This window comes from Legionella bozemanae (assembly GCF_900450575.1).
Taxonomy (GTDB): domain Bacteria; phylum Pseudomonadota; class Gammaproteobacteria; order Legionellales; family Legionellaceae; genus Legionella; species Legionella bozemanae.
Genome location: NZ_UGGY01000001.1, coordinates 3,116,814 through 3,142,161, shown reverse-complemented (window position 1 = coordinate 3,142,161; position 25,348 = coordinate 3,116,814). Strand labels below are relative to the sequence as shown.

Below are 25,348 nucleotides of genomic sequence, written 5' to 3'. Positions count from 1 at the left end.
TAAATGACATATATCCAGTAGTTACTACCCATGTTTTTCCACATGTACCCTCCACTTTAAATTATAATTTTTAAGTATAGTTTATTTTTTAAACAATTAAAGGAAGAATGGTGTCATTTGTTCTTATAAAGAGAAGGTCGAAGAAAAAAAGAGGTTTTACTTTAGAACTCGCTGGTTCTTCTACTAGTTCACGTCAACTAAGCTGATTAATTAAGAACAAAATGAACTTATCAGGGAGATATTTCAATAAATTGGTGACATTGACCAGTAGTGGGGGGATTTTGATTTCTGCTTTTTTTCGTTCAATCCCATTTAAGATTTTTTTAGCAGCTTTTGTTGTATTGTAAAGAAAGAACTGGGGAATTTTAAGCTTTTCTGTTAGTGGGGTTTTTATAAAGGTAGGCAAGATCGTTGAGACGGTGATTTTTTCCTTTGCCAATTCAATTCTTAATCCTTGAAAAAAACTACGAACCGCAGCTTTACTTGCTCCATAAGCTTCTGCTCTTGGCAAACAAATATTGGACATGGCGCTACTCATGCCCACAAGATGTGGGCGTTTACTTGCTCGTAAAAGAGGAAGGGCGGCCTCAACACCATAAATCATACTTAAGAAATTGGTTTGTATAATTTCTTCAACGACCATACTATCAAAATTTTTAACATCAACCGCTTCATATTTACCTGCATTAAGAAAAACAACATCAACATAACCGTATTTTTCTTGTATTTTCATTCCTACTTTTAAATTTTGATTTCTTTTTCTTACGTCCAACACAAAAATATCAGCTTGAATACCGGAAGCTACCTGTTTCAAGGCTGTTTGATTACAGTCAGAAAGAATAAGCTGATAACCGCGAGAAAACATTTCTTTGGCTACCGCTTCACCTATGCCGGAAGCAGCGCCTGTAATCCAAGCAATGGGTTTCATTTACTAACCTATGAATAATACTGCCGGTTAAAAGGAAACGAAAAAACTATAATTTAAAATTATAGATTAATAATAAGAAATTGCTTTTTGATGTGGTAAATGTTTTTTATATGTACATAGCGTAACGAGAGAAGCAAATTACACATTAACTTGGTGCGGGGTATTCCACCATCCGCCTCCCAAGGACTGAAACAGCGCTGCAGTATCATTATAACGTGCTGTTTCTGCTTGAATTACATTTAAATGAGCGTGCAAATAAGCCTCCTTCGCACTTAAAACGGATATATAATTTGTTTTACCAAGTTGATATTGATTGGTGATGAGATTTAATCGCGCTTGCGTATTTTGTTCTGCAGCTACTTGCGCTTGCAGGAGCTCTGCATCAAATTCAAGTGCATGTAACACATCTGCTACGTCAAGAAATGCGTCAAGCATAATTTTTTTATATCTGGCGGACGCGTATTCATATTCTGCAATTGCCATTTTTCTTTTTGCACGTAAAGCACCCCCTTTAAGTAAGGTTTGTGCGATTTGCCCCCCATAATTCCATACATTATTCATAGGATTAAATAAGGTACTCAATGTGGTGGAGAACCATCCGTAATTACCCAATATATTAAATTTAGGGAATAGGTCTGCTGTTGCAACACCTATCTCTGCACTTGCTTTATGCAATATCGATTCGGCACTACGTATATCAGGCCGTTGCTTTACAAGTTGAGAGGGGAGGCTTACTGGTAATTCTGTAGGTAAGTGAAAACTTCGCAGATTAAAATGAGCCAGATGATTCTCGCTAGGTAATGATCCAACAAGTACAGCAAGAGCATTGTATTTTTGGGCTAAATTACTTTTAATGGGTGGTAACGTTGCTATAGTTTTTTTAAGGCGATTTTCACGGTTTAACACATCAAGCCGGGAAATATGTCCTAAATTATAATTATTTAGCGTCATGCTCAATAATTTTTTTTGACAGTTGATGAGGGCTTGTGTCGTTTTTAACTGATCGTGTAGCGATGCTATGGTGATACTCGTGGTAACTATATTTGCTGTTAAAGTTAAATAAGCTGCTTCTAATTCAAAGCGTTCATAATCAATCGCAGCACGCAAAGCCTCTACTTGCCGTTTATTACCTCCCAATAAGTCTAAATTATAAGATACATTAACTGACGCATTATAAAGATCAAATTGATTCTTAATGGAAAATGGAAGTTTTTGCCCAGGAAGAGGCGTAAGATTTATTCCTGTAGCAAGCAAAGTATTTCTTTCACGACTGCCAAAAAATTGAGTCTCGGCGGTAGGGAACAATTTAGGGCCCGCAACAACACGTAAATTGGCTTGAGCCTTTCGTATATTTGCTTTACTCATCTCCACTGTAGGATTGTTTCTTAACCCTTGTTCGATAAGAGCGTTTAATTCTTGAGAATGAAAAAGAGCCCACCAGGCATTGGATATATCACGATTGTAATGCAAGTGCTGCGATTTTCCTGCGGGATTGGTGGCGCGCGCTGTTTTTTTGATTATTGGACCATTGTTATAACGAGTCGTCTTTGGTGCTTCAGGAGAATGAAAATTAGGCCCAACCTTACAGCCTGTGAGCAATAGTATGGTGCATAAAAATAAAGAAATTTTTTGCATTTGGTCTTCTTATAAAATAAATTTCATTCATACACCAGCGAAACAGTAATTCTCATTCAGTTTAAATACGCGCCGAATCATAATTCAAATAAATACTAACAGGTTGGCCAGGATGTAAATATTTAATTGCTGTAATGGCTGGCTTGGCTTCGACGCGATAAACAAATTTTGTCCTTGAGGTTTCGCTAAATATATAAGGGGGTGTATATTCTGTTTTAGAAGAAATATAACTTACAGTGGCTGGATAAGTTTCTCTACATCCATCACAACGGAGCATGACCTGATTTTTTAACTTTAGTTTTGCTAATAAAGGCTCTGGTATATAAAAAATAATTTTGAGATTTTCAGGAGCAAGAATTGATAAAACAGGGCGTTCTTTCCCCACCAGCTCACCCACTGTAAAATAGGTGTCGTATATATATCCTGAAATGGAAGAGTATATCTTTTTATTTGACTTACTCCATTGAGCTTGTGTTAACTCCGCCATAGAAGACTCAACGACTGCTTCTTGAGCTATTAATGAGGCTTTGGCATGACGGTAATTATTCTTTACTTCTTCAAGTTGCTCTCGACTTACTCCCCCTGAGGCCATTAATTTTTGATACCTTTTTAATAAATTATTTTGATAGTCAAGAGTAAATTGTTTTAATTCAGTGAGAACTTTAGCTTGTATAAGATTTGCTTTGGCTTTTTTAAGCTGGGATTCTTGGGGTTGCAAATCCAGCGTAAATAAAAGATCCCCCTTGCGAACTAAAGTTCCTTTTGTGATATCTAAGCTCATAAGATTTCCTGAAAAATTACTTGAGATGTAGGTGTAATCTGCATCAACATATCCTTGCAGCGAGTTTTTTTCCTCTTTACAAGCAATAAGGGGTATGCACAAAATTAAAACAATCAACCATCCTGGGAAGAACTTTTGCATGTTATCTCATTATTAATGAAAGCATTCCAATTGGTAAGATTAGAAAATTATCATCAAATGATAATAATTGACAATAATCTAAACGATAAAGTATCTCATCTCAAAGGTAAATATATAAGCTTTTGTCAGAATCAATAATTGTCAGTACGGTTACTATTAAGATAGGATATACTGAATTCTTCTTGCTCTTGCGCAGCAAAATCAATTTTTCTTGTTTGAAACTAAATAAAGGAATTGAACTGATACCAGCAAAATAATTTTTCGTGAATTGGTTTCATGTTGAGTTAAATTTGGATGTTTTTTATGTTCGGGATTAAGGAAAATTAATGATAGAGGATAGGTTTCTTCGAGTTTGGTCTATTGCAAAAAAAGAATTTATCCAAATTCGCAGGGATAGAGTAGTTTTTTTATGGCTATTGTTTGCTCCTGCAATGCAAATTCTTTTATTTGGTTTTATCATCAATACGGATCCGAAAAATTTACCGACAACAATTATTTCTTCAGAAGATACTCCCTTTACACGAAGTTTATTGGAGGGATTGAAAAACACTCATTATTTTTCAATTGACACAGCAGCCAAAGATGAAAAAACAGCAGAGCGGTTGTTACTTAGTGGTAATTCATTATTTGTTATTAATATTCCACCAAATTTTTCTCGAAATCTCATTCGAGAAAAATACCCACATGTATTAATTGAAGCAGATGCCTCAGATCCACTCACTGTGGCCAATGCATTCCGCGCTGCATCTGAACTTCCTACAAGAGTATTTGAGCATGATTTGCAGGGTGCCCTTGAATACCTTGCTCCTAAAGATATGCCTTTTGACTTTGAAATTCACGCTAAATTCAATCCTGAAAATATTCCTCAGTATAATACGATCCCAGGATTAATCGCCTATTTAATTTTTGCAACATTTACGGTTCTAACTGCAGTATCCATTAACTCCGAATTTGAGCGAGGTACCTTTGAAACCTTATTAATTACCCCTTTAACGCCTGGAAATATTATTTTTGGAAAAGTGATACCTCATTTTATTTTGGCCTATTTGCTTTTTTTCGTGCTCTTGGCGATTGCTTATTTTATTTTTTCGATTCCTTTTTATGGTAGTTTACCTCTTTATTTGTTGTTATTAGCACCTTATTCAATATCCAATATAGGAACCGGGCTTGCTATTTCTGCGCTAACCAAATCACAATTTACTGCCGTCAGTGTATCAAATGCTTATATTCTTATTGCGACTTTAATTTCTGGATTTTTATTCCCATTTAATGGAATACCTCATTGGGCACAATATTTCAGCCAAATTATGCCGCTGACCCATTTTTTAAGAATAACACGCAACAGCATGTTAAAAGGGGCTGAGTTAGATATTTTATGGTCAGATACTTGGCCAATAATTCTTTTTACCGTATTCATTATTTTTTTAGCAATCCTCCTGTTTAGAAGAACATTAGATTAACGAACAATGATGCTAAAACATCCGAATTTTAAAGGTGCGGGTATCTATGAAGAAAAATTCAGAAAGTTATGAAAACCTTATTTTACATCATCCACTTTTTTGCCTGCTTGATTATCAGAGTGCCCATCAGTTGCTAAAGTACTCGAAACCTGAATTTATAGAGGTAGGACCCATTGTTGTTGATGGAGATCCTATTGATTGTATTTACCTTATTGTCTCTGGCAGAGCGGAAGTAACGCGATCGGTTCATACCTTGGGAAAGCATAGGGAAATGCGTATTGCTGAGTTGAAGGAAGGGAAGATCGTTGGCTTATCATCGGAGGGTTTTGCATCCAGTACGGGGCTGCATGCTGCTTCAGTAAAAGCGCTTACCCCGATGCATTTACTTAAAATCAGTCTTTATGATTTTCTGCAATTTTTAAAACAACCCCAAATAAGATATCCCAAATTAAAAAAAATGAGTGAAGAGTTCCTTTTGATCCAATTTATTCGTGCTCACCATGCTTTTCAAAATCTTTCCCATGAAAAAATACAGACTATGGTAAAAACAGCGCGTAACATTAAGATTCCTGCAGGAACATGTTTGTATAAAGAAGGAGATATAGCAGATACCTGTTATTATCTTCTACAAGGTGAAGTCGTTCTTTTAAATTTAAAAGAGAGTAGCTCTACTACAGTTGTGATAAATCAAATGTTTGGTGACAGTGAATTTTTAACCAACATCAGAAGAAAAGAAAGTGCCTATGCGAAATATGATAGTGAAGTATTACTTATTGAAGCTGAGGTGGTTAAGAAGTTGTTCGCTGTTGAGCCATCATCATTCTTTCAAAAAATGGTTTCTAAACTTAGAAAAAACAAATAGGATTCGTTTTTCAAAATCTTTATAGGATTTTTATGGATAAAAGCAATTATATCATTGACGTAAGACACCTTACTAAAAGATTTAATAAAAATCATGCAGTTAAGGATCTTGAACTTAAAGTGGAATATGGTGATATCTTTGGTTTTATTGGTCCAAATGGAGCAGGAAAAACTACTTCAATAAGGATGCTGTGTGGTCTTATTACTCCTGATTCAGGGGTAGGTCAATGTGTTGGCTTTGATATTTTAACTGAATCACGACAGATCAAAACATTAGTTGGTTATATGTCGCAAAATTTTGGCCTGTATAAAGATCTTACCGTTTACGAAAATATGCTTTTCTTTGCGGAAATCTATGGAGTCCTCGATAGAAAAAACCAAGTTGAAAAATATTTGCACAAATTTGATTTGTACAAGCATAAACATCAAATTGCAGGTACATTATCAGGAGGTTGGAAGCAACGTCTCTCCCTTGCAGTTTCTTTGCTGCATGATCCTTTGCTGTTATTATTGGATGAACCTACAGCAAATATTGATCCTAAAGCCAGGCGTGAATTTTGGGAGCTTATGCATCAGTTATCAAGGGAAGGGATTACAATTTTATTGAGTTCACACAATTTGGATGAAGTTGATAAGTGTGACAAGATTGCATATATGTATTATGGACGTACTCTGATGTCCGGAACCATTGAAGAAATCTTAAAAACGGTTAATTTGACTACTTGGGCCATAAAGGGTGTCAATTTAGCAATGTTGGCACATCAATTAGAAGCCACAGAGGGCGTAGATCAAGTTTTACGATTTCATAATACGTTGCACGTGAGTGGCAAAAATCGCGAAGAATTATCGCAGGCGATACGACCTTACATTAATAATGAATTTTTCATGGAAATGAAATTGATTCCACTTTGGAAGATGCTTTTGTTTGGCTCGCAACATTTGGTGCACAGAGATTATAAATGATAAAAATGGAACTTTGGCGAGTTTTTTCGGTAGCTAAAAAAGAATTTATTCAGATCAAACGAAATATTCCAACTTTTTTATTATTATTCTTAATTCCAGTAATGCAAATACTTTTATTTGGATTCATGATTAATACGAATCCCAAACATTTACCTACGGCAGTGATTTCTTCCGAAGAGAACTCATTTACGCGCACGCTGCTTGAAGGTCTTAAACATACAGACTATTTCTCGCTGAATTTTATTGCGCAATCAGAAAAAGCTGCAGATAAACTATTGCTTAGTGGAAAAGGACTTTTTGTGATTAACATTCCTCCTAATTTTTCAAGGGATTTAATACGGGGAAAAAAACCACATGTATTAATTGAAGCAGATGCATCAGATCCAATTTCGATATCCAATGCGTTCCGTGCTGCATCTGAACTACCCTCTAAGGTATTTGAAGATGATTTGCGTGGCTCTTTAGATTATCTTGCTCCGAAGCAACCACCTTTTGTATTTGATATTCATGCTAAATTTAATCCTGAAGGCATTTCACAATATAATATTGTGCCTGGTCTCATTTCTGTATTAATTTTTACGACCCTTACTCTTCTTACAGCAATGTCAATTACCTCAGAGTATGAAATTGGAACCTTCGAAACACTATTAATCACCCCGCTTAGTGCCACAAATATTATTTTTGGAAAAGTAATTCCTCATTTTATTGCGGGTTATTTTATTTTATTTATTTTACTCATGATTTCTTTTTTTGTTTTCGCAGTTCCATTTTATGGAAGTATACCCCTTTATCTGTTCATCATGGCATTTTATGCTATTAGCAATTTGTCCTTAGGGCTTGTTATCTCAGCATTTGCAAAAACACAATTTCAAGTAGTTGCTGCAATTAGTGCGTGCATATTAGTAGCGGTGATGACTTCGGGTTTTTTATTCCCTTTCAGTGGCATGCCAACTTGGGCTCAATACCTCGGTCAAATACTCCCATTGACTCATTTTATTAGAATTACTCGCAACATTATGTTGAAAGGCGCTGATTTTAATATTTTATGGCCCGATGTATGGCCAATTATTTTATTTACAGTACTTATTGTAATTTTAGGTACTTTGATTTTTAGGAAGACTCTGGATTAATACTGATAGGGTAGGAGGGGTTGGGGTTATATTTCTACTCTCTTGGTTCCAAATAACCTGATTTTCTGCGCTGCCATGCTCGCTCCGTGTATGCTGCGCTTCAATACTTGAAAAACAGCTTACAAAATAAATCCCCGCGAACGCGGGGACAATTGAATTCGGAGCAGAGAGGACGTAAATATTAATCTGCTTTTTTAACGGTTAATTTTTCTTTGATACGTGCTGCACGGCCAGCCAAATTACGTAGGTAATAAAGTTTAGCGCGACGTACATCACCACGTCTTTTTACAGTAATACTGTCAACAATAGGACTGTAAGTTTGGAATACACGCTCAACACCAACGCCGTGTGAAATTTTACGAACAGTGAATGCAGAGTTTAAACCACGATTACGCTTCGCTATGACAACACCTTCAAAAGCCTGTAAACGCTCACGGTTGCCTTCAATTACTTTCACTTGAACCAAAACAGTATCACCAGAATTGAATTCAGGAATTTCCTTGCCTTGCATTTGCTCAGCATTCAGTTGGTCAATTATATTAGTCATGGACTACTCCTCAAATTGGTTCATCCTTTAGGACTAGGAATCACCGTGTTCATACTTAAACTCAGCAAGCAATTGCTTGTCTGTTTCACTTAACTGTATTTTTTCAAGTAAATCCGGGCGTTTAAGCCAGGTTTTACCCAGAGATTGCTTTTTTCGCCACAGTTCTATATCTCTATGATTACCACCTAGTAAAACAGATGGCACCTCTAATCCATCAACGGTTGCTGGTCGAGTATAATGAGGGCAGTCCAGTAAACCATTCATAAATGAATCTTGTTCTGCTGAACCAAGATGCCCTAAGCTACCTGGTATTAAGCGAATAATCGCATCGATAAATACCGTGGCTGCCAGCTCGCCACCACTTAAAACAAAATCTCCAAGAGACCATTCTTCATCCACATAATGTTGAAGAATACGCTCATCAATTCCTTCATATCGTCCAGAAATAAAAAGCAGGGGTTGTTTGTCATTTACTACTTGATTCAAGTCATTTTGTCGAATTACCTTTCCCTGAGGACTTAGATAAATCGTTTTACAATGACTTGGCATTTGACTACGTGCCTGCGTAATAGCCCCTTTTAAGGGCTCATACATCATAACCATTCCTGGACCTCCCCCATAAGGCTTGTCATCAACCTGCCTGTAGGGTCTGGAAGACCAATCTCTGGGATTCCAGTGATCAATTTTTACTAATCCCTGCTCAATTGCTCTTCCTGTAATGCCATAATTCAGGGCATTAAGTATTTCAGGGATTAAGCTAATCACTCCAAGATGAAGTCCCACTTAAAAATCCATGTCCCAATCAACAGTAATTATTTGCTGTTTGGTATCAATATCTAATATAAATTTGCTGGGTAAATAAGGTATTAAATGTCTTTTGCTACCCTCTACAACCAGCACATCATTGGCACCTGTAGGAATTATTTCAATGACTTTTCCAAAAAGTTCACCTTGTTGGTTGATCACATTCATACCTATAAGTTGATGCCAGTAATATTCACCAGGTTCTAATTTTTCAAGTTGTTCCTGTTGAACTGCAATTTCTATATTAGTAAGGTGCGCTACGTGTTCACGTTCAGGATAACCTTCAATTTGGACTATGATGGCTTTATTTTGTGCCTCAGCACGCAATAACTTGATTGGTTGCCATTTATTGTTAATAAAGGCATGCCAATCTGCATACTTTAGAACATTATCACGAGGTTCTGTAAAGGAATGAACCGTAACAAAACCTTTAACACCATGAGGCCGCCCAAAACGGGCAATTACTATCCAGTTTTCCTGATTATTCACGTTATTAAGCAGCTTCGCCTTTTTTATTAAATTCTTTAATTAAAGCACTGACGCGATCGGATAATTGTGCGCCCACTTTTTGCCAGTGACTTAATTTTTCTGTATCAATATGCAGACGTACTTCTTGCCCACGCGCTATAGGGTTAAAATAACCGATGCGCTCAATGTAACTGCCATCGCGACGTTTGCGGCTGTCAGTAACGACCATATGATAAAACGGACGCTTTTTGGCGCCACCTCTTGATAAACGTATAACGACCATTGTTTTCCTCTACTTTAGAGTGGTTACGTAAAAATGCCGTGTATTGTACGAAAATTAATTCAGCATGTGAAGTAATTCTTGCGAATTATTTAAAATCATCGGGTAATATGCCTTTTAACCCAGCCATACCACCAATTCCACGCATCATTTTTTGCATCCCACCAGGTTTGGTAAATTTTTTCATCATTTTTTGCATTTGTTCAAATTGCTTTAATAACTTATTCACATCCTGTATTTGTGTTCCTGAACCCAAGGCAATACGTTTCTTGCGTGAACCCACAATCAGTTTGGGGATACGGCGTTCTTTGGGCGTCATGGAGTTAATAATGGCAATAGTTTGTGCCATGGCTTTATCACTGACTTGTTTCATTGCCTGTTGGGGCATCATTTGGCTGACACCAGGTAGTTTGCTCATCATGCCTGCAATGCCACCCATATTATTCATTTGCAACAATTGCTGTTTGAAATCTTCCAGATCAAAGCTTTTGCCTTTTTTCAGTTTTTTAGCCAGTTTTTCACTAGCTTGTTTGTCTGCTTTTCGTTCGACTTCTTCGATAAGGGTAAGAATATCACCCATACCAAGAATTCTTGACGCAATTCGCTCAGGATGAAATGGTTCTAGGGCCTCTACTTTCTCACCGCTACCAATAAATTTGATTGGTTTCCCTGTAATCTGCCTTACAGACAAAGCAGCACCCCCGCGAGCATCACCATCGGTTTTAGTCAGAATGACCCCCGTTAATGGTAACGTTTCATGAAAGGCTTTTGCTGTATTTGCAGCATCTTGACCGGTCATGCTGTCTACAACAAATAGGGTTTCAATCGGATGAAGTGCCTGATGTAATCCTTTAATTTCGTTCATCATATCGGTATCAATATGTAAACGCCCCGCTGTATCGACCAGCAGTACATCCACATATTGCTTTTTCGCAGTATCAAGCGCTTTTTTTGCAATAGCGAGCGGCTCTTCATTTGCTTCTGCTGGGAAGAAAGTGACATCTATTTGTTCTGCTAATACTTTAAGCTGTTGAATTGCAGCGGGCCGATAAACGTCGACGCTGACTACCATTACTTTTTTGTTTTCAGATTCTTTTAAATAACGGGCGAGTTTTGCAGTACTGGTTGTTTTTCCCGAACCTTGCAATCCAGCCATCAGAAATACTGCAGGAGGTTGGGTTTTAAAATTAAGCTCAGCACGTTCATCGCCCATGATATGAATTAACTCATCATGAACGATTTTAATGAAGGCTTGATCGGGATTTAATTCAGTTAAAACTTCCTGTCCCAAAGCCTTTTGTTTTACTTGCTCAATAAATTCTTTAATAACAGGTAAGGCAACATCTGCTTCAAGCAGTGAAAGCCTGACCTCACGCAATGCGTGTTGTACATTCTCTTCAGTTAATCGGCCCTGCCCCCGTAGATTTTTAAAGGTGCGGGTCAAACGTTCGGTTAAGGTTTCAAACATGGTATGTTGCCCGAAAAAAATAGAAACTATAGCACAGAGAAGCTATGATATGAAACTGTCCTGCCCATGGGTCAATTTGAAATACTATTCTACCTAAAATTTTAAGGATTAAGTCCATAGATATTATTATAATGAAGTTTAGTAAAGTTTCTGTTCCCAAATGTATTTTTTACATGATTTTTTCAGTGCGCGAATATTTAATTGCTGCAGCAAATCTAATTAGAACTTTTCTGGTTCAAGCAAGTCGTACAAATATAATTATTAATTTTTAAGCGAGAAGTTTTTGATGTTGCTTACTTCTCTGGTGGGGGTATATGATTTTGTGCATAAAGATAGGAAAAAAGGCAGAGATTTTCTGATTAAATCATGTTATTTTACAGTGCACGCTAAAAGCTTGCGGGTTGATGAACAAAATTAAGGAACATTTTGTTTAATTACTACCCTATTATTAAGGGTTTCTTAAGCTAATTCTTATATAATTGTGCTTCTGCATGCCCAAAACTGCACTGAAGGAATGCGATGATCGATAAAAAATATTCACTGACAATTTTCAGTCTGACTATGATAACAGTTGGTTCTGTAGATAGCATACGTAATTTGCCTGCTACAGCCCTGTTTGGTAGTCAATTAATTTTTTATTTTGTTTTAGGTGCTTTATTTTTTCTAATCCCTACAGCTTTGGTTTCAGCAGAATTAGCTTCAGGGTGGGCAAAACAGGGAGGGATTTACATTTGGGTCAAACACGCTTTTGGCAAAAAAATGGGTTTTTTAGCCATTTGGCTGCAGTGGATAGAAAATGTAATTTGGTATCCAACGATTTTATCTTTTGTCGGGGGGACGATTGGCTATTTAATTAATCCGGCATTGACAAGTAATCCTTATTTTCTCTGGGCAATAATTGTGAGTTCATTTTGGGGGGCTACGATATTGAACTTGCGTGGAATGAAATCTTCGGCCGCATTCAGTAACCTATGTTCTCTTGCTGGTTTATTATTACCTATGTCGTTGATTATCGGCCTTGGAGTCGTTTGGGTTACTCAAGGCAATCCTTTGCAAATCCAATTTGACATTCCGAGTATCGTACCGCATTTAGATGATAAATCCATGTGGGTTTCCCTAACCGCAATCATTATGTCTTTTTGTGGTATCGAAATTGCAACAGTTCATGCCAATGATGTCAACAATCCGCAGCATGCTTTTCCTAAGGTCTTAATTTATTCAGTAGCAATTATTTTAAGTACCTTAATCCTGGGGTCTTTGGCTATAGCGATTGTGTTACCCGGGAAGGACATCAATTTGGTAGCAGGAATTATGCAAGCATTCGAAGCATTCTTTTCCAGTTATCACATGTTTTGGATGATGCCTGTGGTCGCTGTAATGCTGGTTTTAGGGGGGCTTGGTGGTGTGAGTAATTGGATAATTGCACCGACAAAAGGATTGTTGGTTGCTGCGGAAGATGGCAATTTACCTGAATATTTCCAACGTACTAACGCAAAAGGTGCACCAGTTGTGATGCTTTATACTCAGGCAAGCATTGTTACGATACTGTCAGGCTTATTCTTATTTATGCCTAGTGTGAATGGATCTTATTGGTTGTTAACCGCTTTAGCGGCACAATTGTACATGTTGATGTATTTCATTATGTTTGCAGCAGCAATTAAATTAAGGCTTTCCGAGCCGCATCACCATCGACCTTTTCAAATTCCCGGCGGTTTAATTGGTATGTTATTTGTTGCAGGTGTAGGCATTATTGGTGTATGCGCTACCTTGGCGGTGAGTTTTATCCCACCAGAAGGAATTAATGTAGGCAGCTTGGCGCGTTATGAATCGACCTTAATTTTTGGTTTAATTTTAATGTGCTTGCCCCCATTTATAAGTACTTGGTCACAAGGAAAAACAGCTGTATTGGACGCTGCTCTTCCAGATTAAAACATTTGCATACGTTCCTAGCCCTGAGTAAGAAGGGGGTATTTGAGATTAAAAAAGCATGGATACACCAGAAGCATCGAACGAATTACTGAGTCAGTTAATGGAGCGATTACCTGAATTGGAATGGAAAATTAGTGAACTCGGTTCTCTTTTTTCAGGCCACCAGTTACCTAAAGGGTTATTTCGTTTTGATGCAGATGTAAGCGGTTCTGCGTGCATTGCAGAAATTAAAGCAGACATCCATACGTTATCCAAACAACAAAACACACATAGCGCTTTTTATTTGGCAGAGCGAATCAGACAGAAAATTAATGTCTTAGTCGTTTTATGCCAAATGCATCAAGGCAAAAATAAACCTAAGGAAAAAGTTTATTTTGGCATAAAGATGTTAAGTACCAGACAACAATGGATAAACGATCTTGAAATGGAGATTCATACGCTTTTAGAACAACAGCAGGCAATGACTAAGACTTTGGAGCATTTGAAACATAATCGTAATTCAAGTGCAATTTTGCATTTAAAAGCAGAATTAGGGGAAGTAGAACGCCGCCTAACTTTAGCAAAAGAAACATTAAATCGTGCTGTTTCTTAATCAATAATCTTTTTCTAAACAAAGTAATGCTGTAAATTTAGGAGCCTGTTTGCATTTCGTCAGTTTTGCAGGCAGTAGAAATGTAACTAGGCCCGAGAAGTGCCCTCTCGGTATTTATATAAAAATAATTACTCAAACTAAACCATTTATTGTTGTTTTAAGAATAACAGAACGATGAAACATAAATAAGTGGTTTCAAAAAGGAGCTTTCTTAAATGTCAGATAAATTTTCTCAGATCACCAAAGATATTAGTACCCAATTAGCTAAAATGCGCAAGGAAATGCCAGAAGTAATGTCTGGATTTTCAGCTATAGCCCAAGCAGCGAGTAAAGACGGTGTATTAGATAAAAAAACCAAAGAATTAATTGCTATGGCTTTAGCTGTTGCCAAACAATGCCCTGGCTGCATCGGATTTCATTCTCAAGCATTAATTAAATTACAAACAACACGCGAAGAACTTTTAGAAACCTTAGGTATGGCTGTATATATGGGGGGCGGCCCATCTTTAATGTATGCTGCTGAAGCTTTAGAAGCTTTTGAAGAATTTAGTAAATAAATTGACTTAATGTTGTATAGCCTGGAGGTGTTAGCGAAGCATCCAGGCTATGACTCAGAATGTTCCAATTTTATCGCAAGATGCGCCGAATACAGCCCGTTCTCACTTACGATCAATGTTGTTCTGAAGCTGGTCCAAATGCCGCAGAAACATGAGATAGCGCATTTTTATTTTGTTGGCAGGGGTAATGTTTATTCGCGCCTAACCAGGCTACCTGTGATACAGTCATAGAATCTTTATCGCTTTGCTGGCTTGATAATTCCTTATAAGTTTGCTGAATCAACTCGCAAAGAGTAAATGCATTGAGTTGTACTCCTGCTGGCAAACAAAATATAGGATTACCTTGATTTTTTGCCATTTCATTTGCATGAATCATTGTTTCTGCAATACTTTCGCAAGTTATGGTTAAAACATGACGAGCTGAGCGTGCCCATGCTTGTGCCTGAGGATCCGCTTTAATTTCCATCTGTGGAATATTATCAGCAATGTTCATATAGTTCTTTATCGTGTCAGCGTGTATCCAATTACAGAGAAATAGAAAACTGATTAACAAGATACGCATATTATATCCTTAAGGTCAGGGTTATTTAGAATGGATCCCATGCAAAATGCTTCGCATTTTTGCGGGATAACGTTCGTTTAGCAAAATAAAAAGTAAAAAACTTTTTATTTCGAACTTACATTAATTAAATGCCATGAGGCTTAATTAGACCCAGTTTAAAAGCAATTAATAAAAATATAAATAAACTCACTGAAATAGTTATTCTTATAGTTAAGGCTTTGACGGTGCGTTTGGAATTGCCTGAGTCTCGAATAAGAAAAAAAAGACCGCTTGCTAGAGAGCCGGCGATGATAATCATGACACAGATGATGATAATTTTAGTGATCATTTGTTATACTCCCGAAATTGCTGTCTTATCATGACTAACATTTGAACAATTAATAATGATGCCTAGTTTAACCTGTTTTAAATTTCGTTTCACCCCAAGCTGGCCGATGTTAATACTCGCTATCTTATTTTTTTCCTTATTTGTGCGCCTTGGCTTTTGGCAAATTTATCGTGCCGATGAAAAAACAAAAATGATTGTTGCACAAAAGACACAAGAGAAGCAAAAACCAGTCCCTTGGACCACAAAGGAAAAATTGCCTTTGCAATATGAACGCATAGTACTCAAAGGTAGGTATTTATCGCAGGTTTTTTTACTGGATAACCAGCATCATAATCATCAATTTGGTTATGATGTATTATCACCTTTGGAATTATCTGATGGTTCTATCATTATTATAGACAGAGGTTGGGTTCCAGGGGAGGTGACACGCCGCGTTCTCCCAAACATCCAGTTTCCCAAAGGAATGGTAGAATTGCAGGGCTCGGCATACTTTCCAAGTAAAAATCAATGGGTTTTGGGGCCTGCTTTGGAAGAAAAAGGGAATAAAATAATCATTTTGGAACGTGTGGATGATCAATTGATAAGTCAAATTTTGCAAAAATCAGTCTCTCCGTTTATTATTCGCCTCGACAAGCACGATGCAAATGGATTTGTGCGTGAGTGGGAGACGGTATCCATGCCTCCACAGCGGCATTTAGCTTATGCTTTGCAGTGGTTTGTTATGGCATTGGTGGTACTAATTATATTTGTAGTATTAAATCTGAAGAAAAAAAATGAGAAAACAAGCTAGTAAATATTATATTTTATTGTTGTTGGTTATAATATTTGTCACTCCTGGAATAGCTGCATATCTATTTTACCAGCATCCTTCCTGGTTGGGATCTTCACGGGTTAATAAAGGGAATTTGCTGAATCCACCAGTAATGTTGGATGTTTTGGACGAAAAGCCCAAATGGCGGATCATTTTTTGGAGTCCAGCAGCTTGTGACCAAGTATGTATGAAGCAGCTGGATGTTTTAGCTCGAATTCGTCTGGCATTAGGACGTAAATTGTACCAGGTAGATCAGTGGCTTCTTCTCAGCGATAAAGCCCCTTCCTTATCGCAAGAACAACAAGCCTTTTTAAAAGAAGCCGATTTTAAAGTGGCGAAATTACCTGCAGCGGACTTTGTTACCAAAGATGCTTTATTGTCTGAAGCCAAAGTATTCATCGCTGATCCAGGTAATTATTTAATTCTTAGTTATGCATCTCAGGCTAACCCTGATGATGTATATAAAGATTTGAAGTTGTTGCTCAACACAACGGAAAACAAAGAGTGATTAGTCTGATGCAGAATAAATTATTACGATACGTAGTATCATGTGCTGTGCTTTTATCTTTATTAGTTGTCATGCTGGGCGCTTATACACGCTTGACTGATGCGGGCTTAGGTTGTCCTGATTGGCCTGGTTGTTATGGCCAGATGGTTCTTCCTAGTGCCAAGGAAAAATTGCAAGCTGTACAGACTCAATACCCCCAAATTCCTATTGAGTCTAGAAAAGCATGGACGGAGATGGTTCATCGTTATGCAGCGGGTTCTTTAGCATTGTTAATCTTTTTTATCTGTTTTTATGTAGGGCGCAAGCGTATACAGGGTAATGACTTGCCTTGGCATTTGCCTGCAGCATTAATCATACTGGTTTTGTTTCAAGCTGCTTTGGGTATGTGGACAGTAACCTTAAAACTGTTGCCGGTGGTCGTTATGGGACATCTTTTGGGTGGAATGCTTATCGTTGCGTGTTTAAGCCGTTTCCTCTTGCAAATCAGTTCGCTAAAAGGGAAAGATTTACCACAATGGCGTTTTTGGTTGCGTCTCGGAGTGGTTATCGTTTTCCTGCAAATTGCTTTAGGTGGTTGGGTAAGCTCAAATTATGCAGGGATATCATGTATTGGTTTTCCTATGTGTAATGGAGTATGGATACCTGATTTGCATTTTGCACAAGGATTTAATTTATTTTCACCTGTAGGAGCTAATTATCAAGGTGGCTTACTTGATCATGAGGTTCGAGTAACGATTCAATTCATTCACCGATTGGGAGCAATAATCACAGCAGTTTATATGCTTGTGCTCACGTTATCGATCTTATTAAGAAGCAATTTTAATTATCTTAAAACTGCTGCCCTAGTGATGTTGTTACTCGTGTTGGTTCAATTTACTTTAGGTATCTTGAACGTAATTTATTTACTCCCAATTAGTGTCGCTGTAGCTCATAATGGGATTGCTGCTCTATTATTAGCAACACTATTTGGTTCACTGCATTTTACACGTAAGGGGCAAAATGATGCATGCTGATCAGCTAGTTCAATCTTCGTCAGCTGCTTGGCGTGATTACCTTGAGTTATGTAAGCCACGAGTAGTATTACTCATGTTATTGACTGTAGTTGTCGGCATGTATTTGGCAACACCAGGCTGGGTTAGCCTGTCTTTATTACTTTTTTCATTACTCGGAATTGGATTATGCGCAGGAAGTGCTGCTGCAATTAATCATTTGGTGGATAAACGAATTGATGCCATTATGGCCAGAACCAAAAAAAGACCTGTTGCCAGTGGCCAGGTTTCCGTGCGTCAAGCTTTATTGTTTGCTTTAATCATAGGAACTTTGGGACTTACTGTTTTAGTTGTTTTTGTTAATCAATTAACTGCAGTGCTGACTTTCGTTACATTGATTGGCTATGCAGGTATTTATACAGGCTATTTAAAAAGAGCTACGTCACAAAATATAGTCATAGGAGGATTAGCCGGTGCTGCACCTCCTTTGCTTGGTTGGACCGCAGTGACAAATCAATTGGACCCTCAAGCTTTATTGCTGGTATTAATTATCTTTATTTGGACGCCACCTCATTTTTGGGCTTTGGCTATTTATCGTTACGAAGAGTATCAACATGCACAAATTCCAATGTTGCCTGTAACCCATGGTATTGCGTTTACTAAATTGAATATTTATTTATATACCATTTTATTACTGGTAGTCAGTGTATTGCCCTTTGTTATTGGCATGAGTGGTTTGTTTTATTTAATTGGCGCGTTAGTACTTGGTATGCGATTTTTATTTTGGTCGCATAAGCTCTATCGGACAGACAAGCCTGTAGTTGCAATGCAAACATTTAGATTTTCAATAGTGTATTTGATGTTATTGTTTGTTTTTTTATTGATTGATCATTATTTATAAGGAATCGGTATTGAAATAAGCTTACCTGAACAATGTGAGTCGATATTCTTGCGAAAAACGATTTGTGAGACTTATTTCATATCCGTTTCCCTCTAAGGAGGTAAAATGAGTTTAAAGGCTAAAAGCGTTACCTTTACGATAGTTGTTTTGTTGGCTCTTGCGGGATTATTTTCGGGAATTTTTGTAGGCCAACATGTCCATTTTAAGAAAAAAATCGATGTGTCGACTTTTCATGGTACCTATCTTGAAAATCCACGACCGGTTAATCGATTCAGTTTGACAGGAATTGATGCAAAATCATTTGATAATAAGAGCTTAAAAGGAAAATGGACTATAATGTTTTTTGGTTTTACAAACTGTGGCTATGTTTGTCCAACTACCATGGCAGAATTAACCAAAATGTATCACCTCCTTGAAGATAAGGGTGTCAAGAATTTGCCCCGCGTCGTGATGATATCAATCGATCCAGAACGGGATAACCAAGAGAAATTAGGGAGTTATGTGACTTCATTCCATCCTGATTTTTACGGGGCACGAGGAGATGAAGAATCCATTAAATTGATGACTCGGGAGATGGGTATTGCTTATGCTAAGGTAATTGAGCAAGGAAATGATTCAAAAAATTATGATATTCAGCATAGCGGCGCTTTAATGCTATTTAACCCTCAAGGAGAACTTAATGCATTTTTTACTACGCCGCATCATGCTGATTTATTAGCCAAAGATTACCTGTTATTGGTTTCTTGAGGTAGAGGATTTTTTATAAATATATTTTCGTTTTTTCCAATGTGATTTTCCATTTTTTAGACTAGGCTTTATTTATAAGAACCAGTTGTAAATAGAGTTTTAGTAGTCCAGGAATTTCTAATAATAAAAATAAAAAAAGTTGAGGAACGCGTTTTTCATGAAAATTGCAATATTGGCCACCAATCCACATTTGTACTCTCACAAGCGTCTGAAAGCAGAGGGTGAAGCAGCTGGTCATGAAATTAGAATTATTAATCCTTTATATTGTTATATGAACGTCGCTGCCTCCTGCCCTAAAGTTCATTATCGGGGTGGAGCCCCTCTGCCTCATTTTGATGCAGTAATTCCAAGAATTGGTGCATCAAATACTTATTATGGAACCGCAGTGTTGCGCCATATGGAAACGATGGGCATGTATCCTTTAAATGAATCTTTAGCGATTGCCCGTTCTCGAGATAAATTCCGTTCTTTGCAGCTTTTAGCTCGCAAAGGCATTCCCATGCCTTTAACCAGTTTTGCTCAATCACCTGATGATACTGAAGATTTAGTACGCATGGTTGGAGGTGCGCCTTTAGTCATTAAGTTACTGGAAGGAACACAAGGCAAAGGAGTAATTCTTGCAGACAGTCATCAATCAGCGGTGAGTATTATTAACGCGTTTAAAGAAATGCATGCCAATATTTTAGTGCAGGAATTTATTGAAGAATCACGCGGAGTCGATATCCGGTGCTTTGTAGTGGGAGATAAGGTAGTGGCTGCCGTGAAACGTCAAGCAAAAGAAGGAGAGTTTCGTGCCAATGTCCACCAGGGGGGAAAGGCAGTCAAAGTAAAACTATCACCACAAGAGCGTGCCATTGCCGTAAGTGCTGCTAAAACAATGGGCTTAAGAGTTGCCGGTGTGGATTTAATTCGCTCGAATCATGGGCCTTTAGTTTTGGAAATTAATTCTTCACCTGGGCTTGAAGGGGTTGAAAAAGCTACAGGTATTAATATTGCTGGAAAAATTATTGAATATATTGAGAAGCATGCAAAACCGATTAGCGCTAATGATCGATTCCATGGCTAATGCAAGTGCCCCGGATAATAGCTCAACTTAAAACATATGTAACCTCCGGTTGTTTACAACCGGGAAAAGAGTTGTGCCTGGTTGCAGGTAACCAAGCTACAATTGATTAAGCGATGGAACCATTGCGCTTAACATGGGTAAGTGTATTTACTTTAATTTTGCTTTCAGCACGTTTACCTCGCCAAACTACTACGAAGGCAATGAGCGAAGAAATAAATAAAAATCCCATCACTCCAATAAAACCATTCATGAATATTTTATTAAACAATTGATGAATTAAATCATTTTCGGGAAGTTGTAACGAATGAGTAGGATTTGCGATGAAATCCTTTAAACTGGAGGTTTGTGTTTCATTTAATCCCATTAATTTAGATAGTACATCGTCAGTTACAAAATTATAAATAACAATCGCAAGTGTTAAGCCTATAGAGCCTCCGATATTAAATAAAGTAACCATAGAACCTGTTGCCACGCTTGCACGCTCAGGACCTACAGCGGTTTGGGCAGCAATAATGGAGACAGTGTTACCCATTGCCCACATGCCTCCAAGACAAATAAAGGCGAAAATGACATAAAAGATGGAGATGTTACTGGTAAAAAATACTTGTAATAACGCAGAGAAACATGCCAGGAACAACCCTAATAGGATAGTATGTAATAGCCCTAGACGACTAATGAGTTTTCCTACAAAGAATGCCATTAGAAAAACAGAGACGGGGATGGCGAATAAAACAAAGCCTGATAATTCCGCGGATTGGCCTTTGATAATTTGTAAATATTGAGGATCAAAAAATAAAGTAACCGCACTTAATATTCCCGCTAAAAAGCAGAGAATAGCTCCTGATGAAAAGAGTAGGTTCGAATAATCTTTAAAATCAATAAGTGGGTTAGGATGGTTCTCTTCCGCTTTAATCAATAAGATACCTGTGATAATGGCTACTGCAAAACAGATTAAAGTCACAGACGCAGTCCAGCCATAGCTTTGGCTATAAATTAAACCAAGGACGATGCCACCCATGGTGAGTGCAAGTAAGAACATACCTCTTATATCCAAAGAGAGTTGTTGGGTATTTGTTTGGGATTCGGAAACGGATTTGAAGCAAAATATATAGCCTAATAAACAGATAGGAATGTTAATGAAAAAAATCCATCTCCATCCCAAATAAGTGACAATGAGTCCGCCTAAAAGAGGACCTAAGGCCAAGGCGATACCACCTATGCTACCAAACCATGCTACGGCTTTGCCTCGTTCTTCTTCAGGAAAAAACTGTGGTAGTAACGAAAGGCCTAGAGGGAAGATGATTGCAGCTCCGACTCCTTGAAGTAACCGACCCAAAATTAACCAATGGATATCAGAAGAAATGCCTGCGATAATCGACGCAATGACAAAAATTCCACCACCAAGATATAAGCAACGTCGACGGCCATATAAATCACCAATGCCTCCCATAACTGTCGCTAAAACGCATAACGCTAAAAAGTAAATATTCATCACCCATTGCATTGAGACTAGATTTGCTTGCAGTTCATGTTGTATCGTGGGTAGGGCAACATTCACGACGGTGTAGTCGAGATAACATCCAAAAGAAAGTAGGGCGATTCCAATAAAAGCATACCATTTATGTTGATAATTATTGACTTTACTCGTTATAGACACGTTTCATCCTAGTGATTATGTTTAAAAAAAGGCTATAAAAGATAATTTTTAGCCAAAATATGCCGAAAAATTGTAAAGTAATATCTATTTTAAAACAAGAAATAAAATTTTTTTGGTGAAAAAATGTGCATAAACATCCTTGTTATCTGTAATTTATCCTGGATAACCTAAAAAGCTAGGGAATGTATGTTTAATTTGAGGGGTGTTTAACCAAATCCTTAGTAAATGACGAACCGTTTGATTTTCAGGATGGTCAAAAGTCGTTCTTCCATGGAGAATTTCCTCATTATTAATTAAAATAATGCTGCCTGGCTTTACTTTCGTTTCAAATGCAATGTCTTCGCGCAGTGAAACTTGATCAAATAATTCGAGAGCTTCAATTTGCTGTGGAGTAAAACGTGGAAGCTCTGGGAATTTTTTTTGTGCATCATTATAAAATGGTTGATGATATTGGCAGCGCAATTCATTGTCATGCATAGCAAAGACAGGACTCAAATCATAAGGCGGAGTGCCCGCAGCCTCATTTCCTCGGCGATCAGCATAAAACGGCTGATACAATACCTCAAGAAGATCGGGCCTTATTTTCTGGATTTCATCATGAACGGTTCGAGAGCTAGCAAGAATTGTATGACCACCAACATCGGCTGAGGCAAGACAATACATACCAAGAATAGCTCCTGCATCGGTATGCATGGGCAAAGCCTCTTTCACATAAGGACCGCGAGAGTCTCTAGTATCCAAAGTCATTCCTTCAATGCTTTTGACATCAAATATAAGGTCGTCATTTTTATTTTGAATTAAAGGCGAACCAAAATTCGAACAAAAGGCCAAGAGAAATTTTTTAATTACATCAGTGCTGTATTTATCATGTGCCGAAGGCAAACCGGTTAACGTAATAAATCCGCGAACATGGATTAAGGCATGCATGATTTCATCAAATAAGGGACGCAGCTCATTGCTTAACTTATTTTTTAGAACACGGTCATCCCATGCTATATTACTATTTTCCAATAAGTCTAGAATCTGCAGAATCACTTGTTGTTCAGGTGCAGACAGTTCGCGTGAATTTGCTGGGCCTTCTTTAATCTCCTTGCTGTACCATTTTAACGGATTATTCATCTGCTGAGTCCTCGTTGTTCCTAATATGTTTAGCGCTTAAGTTAATCGTTTATTTTCGGCTCATTAAAAACAAATTTATTGAATTAGTAAATACCAAAATGAATATTTTTAATGTTTAGTGAAAAAAAAATAGTGAAATAGTTCTTATTATTGATATAATCATGCCCACTCTCAAATAGTAGACGATTTTATTTATTGGAATTAAAGAGTTAACGATTTTGAGTTGTTTAAACAACCATTTTTTTCAAGAGGAAGCTATAGATGTTTTCTGTCGAACATAAAATTGAGGAACAGTGGATTCCACTCAACACGGAGGAGTTAAACACACATAAAGCATCATTTAGATATTCCGATCTGGATATCGAAAGTGAAAATAAGAAAATGAATTTTGAAGGGAAAAAAGCGCTGTTATTTATTAGTGTTGGACAGGCTTATCATGAAAAAGGGAAGTTTCTAGCAACAATTGAATTAGTAAATAAACATCCGTTTGCCCGCTGTGACATCGTATTAGCTGATACGCTGCAAAAACATAATCATTATGGCAGACTGGGTGAAGAAAAGGCTTATATCTTTGCTAAAGAAGCAGGTGACCTTTGGTTAGAACGAAGTGCTTATGCGCTGAGTAAACTTACTATTCCACATAGTATTATTCGTTGGGATGATTTTCTATTGCATGAAGAATATGCAGAACTTAAAGAACAAATCGTTGCAGCCTACCATGAAAATGAAGAATATAAAGCTGCTCTTCATACCAATGTGTTAACTTACATTGATCGTTTAACTTTAATTAATCCTTCTACAGATACAAGTACGTTGTTTAATCATGGACTGAATTATCTTATAGAGGAATGTCCTATTGTAATGCCACTTTGGGCAAAAATGGGATATGACTACATTATTTATCCTAAACCTTTGACCCCAGGCATGGGTAAAACTCGAGAATTATTTGTTACAGATGAATATTCTGATAAATGTCAGTGGATTTATCTGCGCTTTAAAAAGAAATAATTCACATCAGGAGGCATCCTTTTAGGATGCCAAATGTTAGGGATGCTTTTTTTACAAAAATTGTTTTTGCCCTGGAATCATTAAGGAATTTTTATGATAAAAGTTAGCCAAGTCCCAGTAATTGATGTTTCAGCGTTATTTACTGCTCGTTCAGTAGATGATTTACGTGCTTTAGCCCAGCAGTTCAAACAAGTATATACTAATATTGGCTTCGCATATATTGTTAATCATGGTATTTCTCAACATATGTTTGAGGTGATTTTTGAACAATCAAAGTTGTTCCATCATTTACCTGAAGAAGAAAAATTAAAGATAAAGCAAAATCAATTTTTTCGTGGTTACATGGCTATTAAGGGATCCCGATTTAAGTTATCCACTTTAGGTGAAACAATTATACCCAATCAAAGTGCTGCTTTTATTTTAGGTCATGAAGTATTGGAAACCGATCCAGATTACAAATCAGGCATTAATCTTGCAGGGCCTAATCAGTGGCCTTCAGAACATTTATTACCGGATTTTAAGCATATATTGCTGCATTATCGTGAAAACCTCTCCCTTCTAATACGTAATTTAATTCGTGTTTTTGCGCTATCATTGAATCAGGATTATTATGCTTTAGATAAATTCTTTATCAATCCTACTACTTTTTTACGCCTTCAGTATTATCCTCCTCAACCCGAAGTAATTCCTGAGCATCAATATGGAATTGCTCCTCATACTGATTGGGGTGCATTGACTTTGTTGGCTCAAGATTCAGTTGGTGGCTTACAAGTCAAGCAATGTGATGATACTTGGTTGGATGTTCCCCCGTTAGAAGGAGCTTTTATTTTAAATACTGGGGATATGATGCATCGTATTAGTAATGGTAAATATATTTCCACGCCTCACCGGGTCATTAATATTTCAGGAAAAGAAAGATATTCTATTCCATTCTTCTTTGAACCCGATCCTCATGCGGTTATCGCACCGGTTAATACTGAGGAAGAACCAATGTTTGCACCTATGGAATATGCTGATTTCTTAATGATGCAGATCAAAAATAATTACAGTATAGGCGCCAAGGATAAAGAAGCATTAGTAACTGCGTAGGATAAAAATGCTGTATGTT

General features: G+C 37.3%; 27 protein-coding genes. 15 read left to right on the top strand and 12 right to left on the bottom strand.

Features of this window, described 5'->3' with window-relative positions:
* Positions 1-193 precede the first annotated feature (193 nt).
* The 3 genes from DY223_RS13900 to DY223_RS13890 form a co-directional block, all read right to left on the bottom strand.
* Positions 194-928: an SDR family NAD(P)-dependent oxidoreductase gene (locus DY223_RS13900; protein ID WP_058458745.1), complete on the bottom strand. Its 735-nt coding sequence runs from the start codon at positions 926-928 to the stop codon at positions 194-196.
* 138 nt (positions 929-1,066) lie between these two features.
* The gene (locus DY223_RS13895; RefSeq protein ID WP_058458744.1) at positions 1,067-2,563 is read right to left on the bottom strand and encodes an efflux transporter outer membrane subunit; all 1,497 of its coding nucleotides are present in this window, start codon (positions 2,561-2,563) and stop codon (positions 1,067-1,069) included.
* Positions 2,564-2,624: 61 nt separating this feature from the next.
* Positions 2,625-3,485 carry an HlyD family secretion protein gene (locus DY223_RS13890; RefSeq protein ID WP_058458743.1) on the bottom strand — a complete coding sequence of 287 codons (861 nt, stop codon included), beginning with the start codon at positions 3,483-3,485 and terminating at the stop codon, positions 2,625-2,627.
* 326 nt (positions 3,486-3,811) lie between these two features.
* On the opposite strand from DY223_RS13890, the gene DY223_RS13885 reads away from it, so the two are divergent.
* The 4 genes from DY223_RS13885 to DY223_RS13870 are packed head-to-tail and all read left to right on the top strand — an operon-like array spanning position 3,812 to position 7,899.
* A complete protein-coding gene (locus DY223_RS13885) occupies positions 3,812-4,945 on the top strand; it encodes an ABC transporter permease (RefSeq protein ID WP_058458742.1) in 1,134 nt (377 codons plus the stop codon).
* Positions 4,946-4,991: 46 nt separating this feature from the next.
* Positions 4,992-5,807 carry a cyclic nucleotide-binding domain-containing protein gene (locus tag DY223_RS13880; protein ID WP_058458741.1) on the top strand — a complete coding sequence of 272 codons (816 nt, stop codon included), beginning with the start codon at positions 4,992-4,994 and terminating at the stop codon, positions 5,805-5,807.
* A 32-nt stretch (positions 5,808-5,839) separates the two neighbouring features.
* On the top strand, positions 5,840-6,769 hold the full coding sequence (locus DY223_RS13875) for an ABC transporter ATP-binding protein (protein WP_259293205.1): 930 nt from the start codon (positions 5,840-5,842) through the stop codon (positions 6,767-6,769).
* Positions 6,766-7,899, top strand: a complete 1,134-nt coding sequence (locus DY223_RS13870) for an ABC transporter permease (protein WP_058458739.1) — start codon at positions 6,766-6,768, stop codon at positions 7,897-7,899. Before DY223_RS13875 ends, DY223_RS13870 begins: the two co-directional genes overlap by 4 nt.
* Positions 7,900-8,080: 181 nt before the next feature.
* Here the strand turns inward: DY223_RS13870 and rplS are convergent, their stop codons facing one another.
* The 5 genes from rplS to ffh all read right to left on the bottom strand — a co-directional run bounded on the left by rplS (position 8,081) and on the right by ffh (position 11,466).
* Positions 8,081-8,446 (bottom strand): 50S ribosomal protein L19, encoded by a 366-nt coding sequence (gene rplS / locus DY223_RS13865; protein WP_058458738.1) that lies wholly within the window; start codon positions 8,444-8,446, stop codon positions 8,081-8,083.
* Positions 8,447-8,479: 33 nt separating this feature from the next.
* Positions 8,480-9,229, bottom strand: a complete 750-nt coding sequence (gene trmD / locus DY223_RS13860; RefSeq protein ID WP_058458737.1) for a tRNA (guanosine(37)-N1)-methyltransferase TrmD — start codon at positions 9,227-9,229, stop codon at positions 8,480-8,482.
* On the bottom strand, positions 9,230-9,739 hold the full coding sequence (rimM, locus tag DY223_RS13855; protein WP_058458736.1) for a ribosome maturation factor RimM: 510 nt from the start codon (positions 9,737-9,739) through the stop codon (positions 9,230-9,232). It abuts the gene before it with no gap.
* A 4-nt stretch (positions 9,740-9,743) separates the two neighbouring features.
* Positions 9,744-10,001 (bottom strand): 30S ribosomal protein S16, encoded by a 258-nt coding sequence (gene rpsP, locus DY223_RS13850; protein WP_058458735.1) that lies wholly within the window; start codon positions 9,999-10,001, stop codon positions 9,744-9,746.
* A gap of 85 nt (positions 10,002-10,086) precedes the next feature.
* Complete coding sequence (gene ffh, locus DY223_RS13845) at positions 10,087-11,466, bottom strand: signal recognition particle protein (RefSeq protein ID WP_058458734.1); 1,380 nt, start codon at positions 11,464-11,466, stop codon at positions 10,087-10,089.
* Between the two features lie 519 nt (positions 11,467-11,985).
* On the opposite strand from ffh, the gene DY223_RS13840 reads away from it, so the two are divergent.
* From DY223_RS13840 to DY223_RS13830, 3 genes are all read left to right on the top strand, one after another.
* On the top strand, positions 11,986-13,395 hold the full coding sequence (locus tag DY223_RS13840) for an APC family permease (RefSeq protein ID WP_058458733.1): 1,410 nt from the start codon (positions 11,986-11,988) through the stop codon (positions 13,393-13,395).
* A gap of 58 nt (positions 13,396-13,453) precedes the next feature.
* A complete protein-coding gene (locus DY223_RS13835) occupies positions 13,454-13,987 on the top strand; it encodes a hypothetical protein (protein WP_058458732.1) in 534 nt (177 codons plus the stop codon).
* 215 nt (positions 13,988-14,202) lie between these two features.
* Positions 14,203-14,544: a carboxymuconolactone decarboxylase family protein gene (locus DY223_RS13830; protein ID WP_058458731.1), complete on the top strand. Its 342-nt coding sequence runs from the start codon at positions 14,203-14,205 to the stop codon at positions 14,542-14,544.
* Positions 14,545-14,656: 112 nt separating this feature from the next.
* On the opposite strand, the gene DY223_RS13825 is transcribed toward DY223_RS13830, so the two are convergent.
* Both DY223_RS13825 and DY223_RS13820 read right to left on the bottom strand, forming a co-directional pair.
* The gene (locus DY223_RS13825) at positions 14,657-15,106 is read right to left on the bottom strand and encodes a hypothetical protein (protein WP_058458730.1); all 450 of its coding nucleotides are present in this window, start codon (positions 15,104-15,106) and stop codon (positions 14,657-14,659) included.
* Positions 15,107-15,230: 124 nt separating this feature from the next.
* Entirely contained in the window at positions 15,231-15,434 is a 204-nt protein-coding gene (locus DY223_RS13820; RefSeq protein WP_019233451.1) for a twin transmembrane helix small protein, read from the bottom strand.
* 58 nt (positions 15,435-15,492) lie between these two features.
* Here DY223_RS13820 and DY223_RS13815 point away from each other — a divergent pair, with 58 nt between their 5' ends.
* From DY223_RS13815 to rimK, 6 genes are all read left to right on the top strand, one after another.
* Positions 15,493-16,224 (top strand): SURF1 family protein, encoded by a 732-nt coding sequence (locus DY223_RS13815; protein ID WP_174223938.1) that lies wholly within the window; start codon positions 15,493-15,495, stop codon positions 16,222-16,224.
* A complete protein-coding gene (locus DY223_RS13810) occupies positions 16,208-16,753 on the top strand; it encodes a hypothetical protein (RefSeq protein WP_058458728.1) in 546 nt (181 codons plus the stop codon). The genes DY223_RS13815 and DY223_RS13810 overlap by 17 nt, the downstream gene beginning before the upstream one ends.
* Positions 16,754-16,761: 8 nt before the next feature.
* Positions 16,762-17,766, top strand: a complete 1,005-nt coding sequence (locus tag DY223_RS13805; protein ID WP_058458727.1) for a COX15/CtaA family protein — start codon at positions 16,762-16,764, stop codon at positions 17,764-17,766.
* Positions 17,756-18,643: a heme o synthase gene (cyoE, locus tag DY223_RS13800; protein ID WP_058458726.1), complete on the top strand. Its 888-nt coding sequence runs from the start codon at positions 17,756-17,758 to the stop codon at positions 18,641-18,643. Before DY223_RS13805 ends, cyoE begins: the two co-directional genes overlap by 11 nt.
* A 105-nt stretch (positions 18,644-18,748) precedes the next feature.
* Complete coding sequence (locus tag DY223_RS13795; RefSeq protein ID WP_058458725.1) at positions 18,749-19,390, top strand: SCO family protein; 642 nt, start codon at positions 18,749-18,751, stop codon at positions 19,388-19,390.
* A 157-nt stretch (positions 19,391-19,547) separates the two neighbouring features.
* Positions 19,548-20,456 (top strand): 30S ribosomal protein S6--L-glutamate ligase, encoded by a 909-nt coding sequence (gene rimK, locus DY223_RS13790; protein ID WP_058458724.1) that lies wholly within the window; start codon positions 19,548-19,550, stop codon positions 20,454-20,456.
* 106 nt (positions 20,457-20,562) lie between these two features.
* Here the strand turns inward: rimK and DY223_RS13785 are convergent, their stop codons facing one another.
* Together DY223_RS13785 and DY223_RS13780 are read right to left on the bottom strand one after the other, a co-directional pair.
* Positions 20,563-22,113, bottom strand: coding sequence for an MFS transporter (locus tag DY223_RS13785; protein WP_058458723.1), 1,551 nt, complete (start codon positions 22,111-22,113; stop codon positions 20,563-20,565).
* Between the two features lie 153 nt (positions 22,114-22,266).
* Entirely contained in the window at positions 22,267-23,232 is a 966-nt protein-coding gene (locus DY223_RS13780; protein ID WP_058458722.1) for a TauD/TfdA family dioxygenase, read from the bottom strand.
* Positions 23,233-23,493: 261 nt separating this feature from the next.
* On the opposite strand from DY223_RS13780, the gene DY223_RS13775 reads away from it, so the two are divergent.
* Both DY223_RS13775 and DY223_RS13770 read left to right on the top strand, forming a co-directional pair.
* The gene (locus tag DY223_RS13775) at positions 23,494-24,240 is read left to right on the top strand and encodes a tRNA-dependent cyclodipeptide synthase (protein WP_058458721.1); all 747 of its coding nucleotides are present in this window, start codon (positions 23,494-23,496) and stop codon (positions 24,238-24,240) included.
* A gap of 93 nt (positions 24,241-24,333) precedes the next feature.
* Positions 24,334-25,329: an isopenicillin N synthase family dioxygenase gene (locus tag DY223_RS13770; protein ID WP_058458720.1), complete on the top strand. Its 996-nt coding sequence runs from the start codon at positions 24,334-24,336 to the stop codon at positions 25,327-25,329.
* The last annotated feature ends 19 nt before the right edge of the window (positions 25,330-25,348 follow it).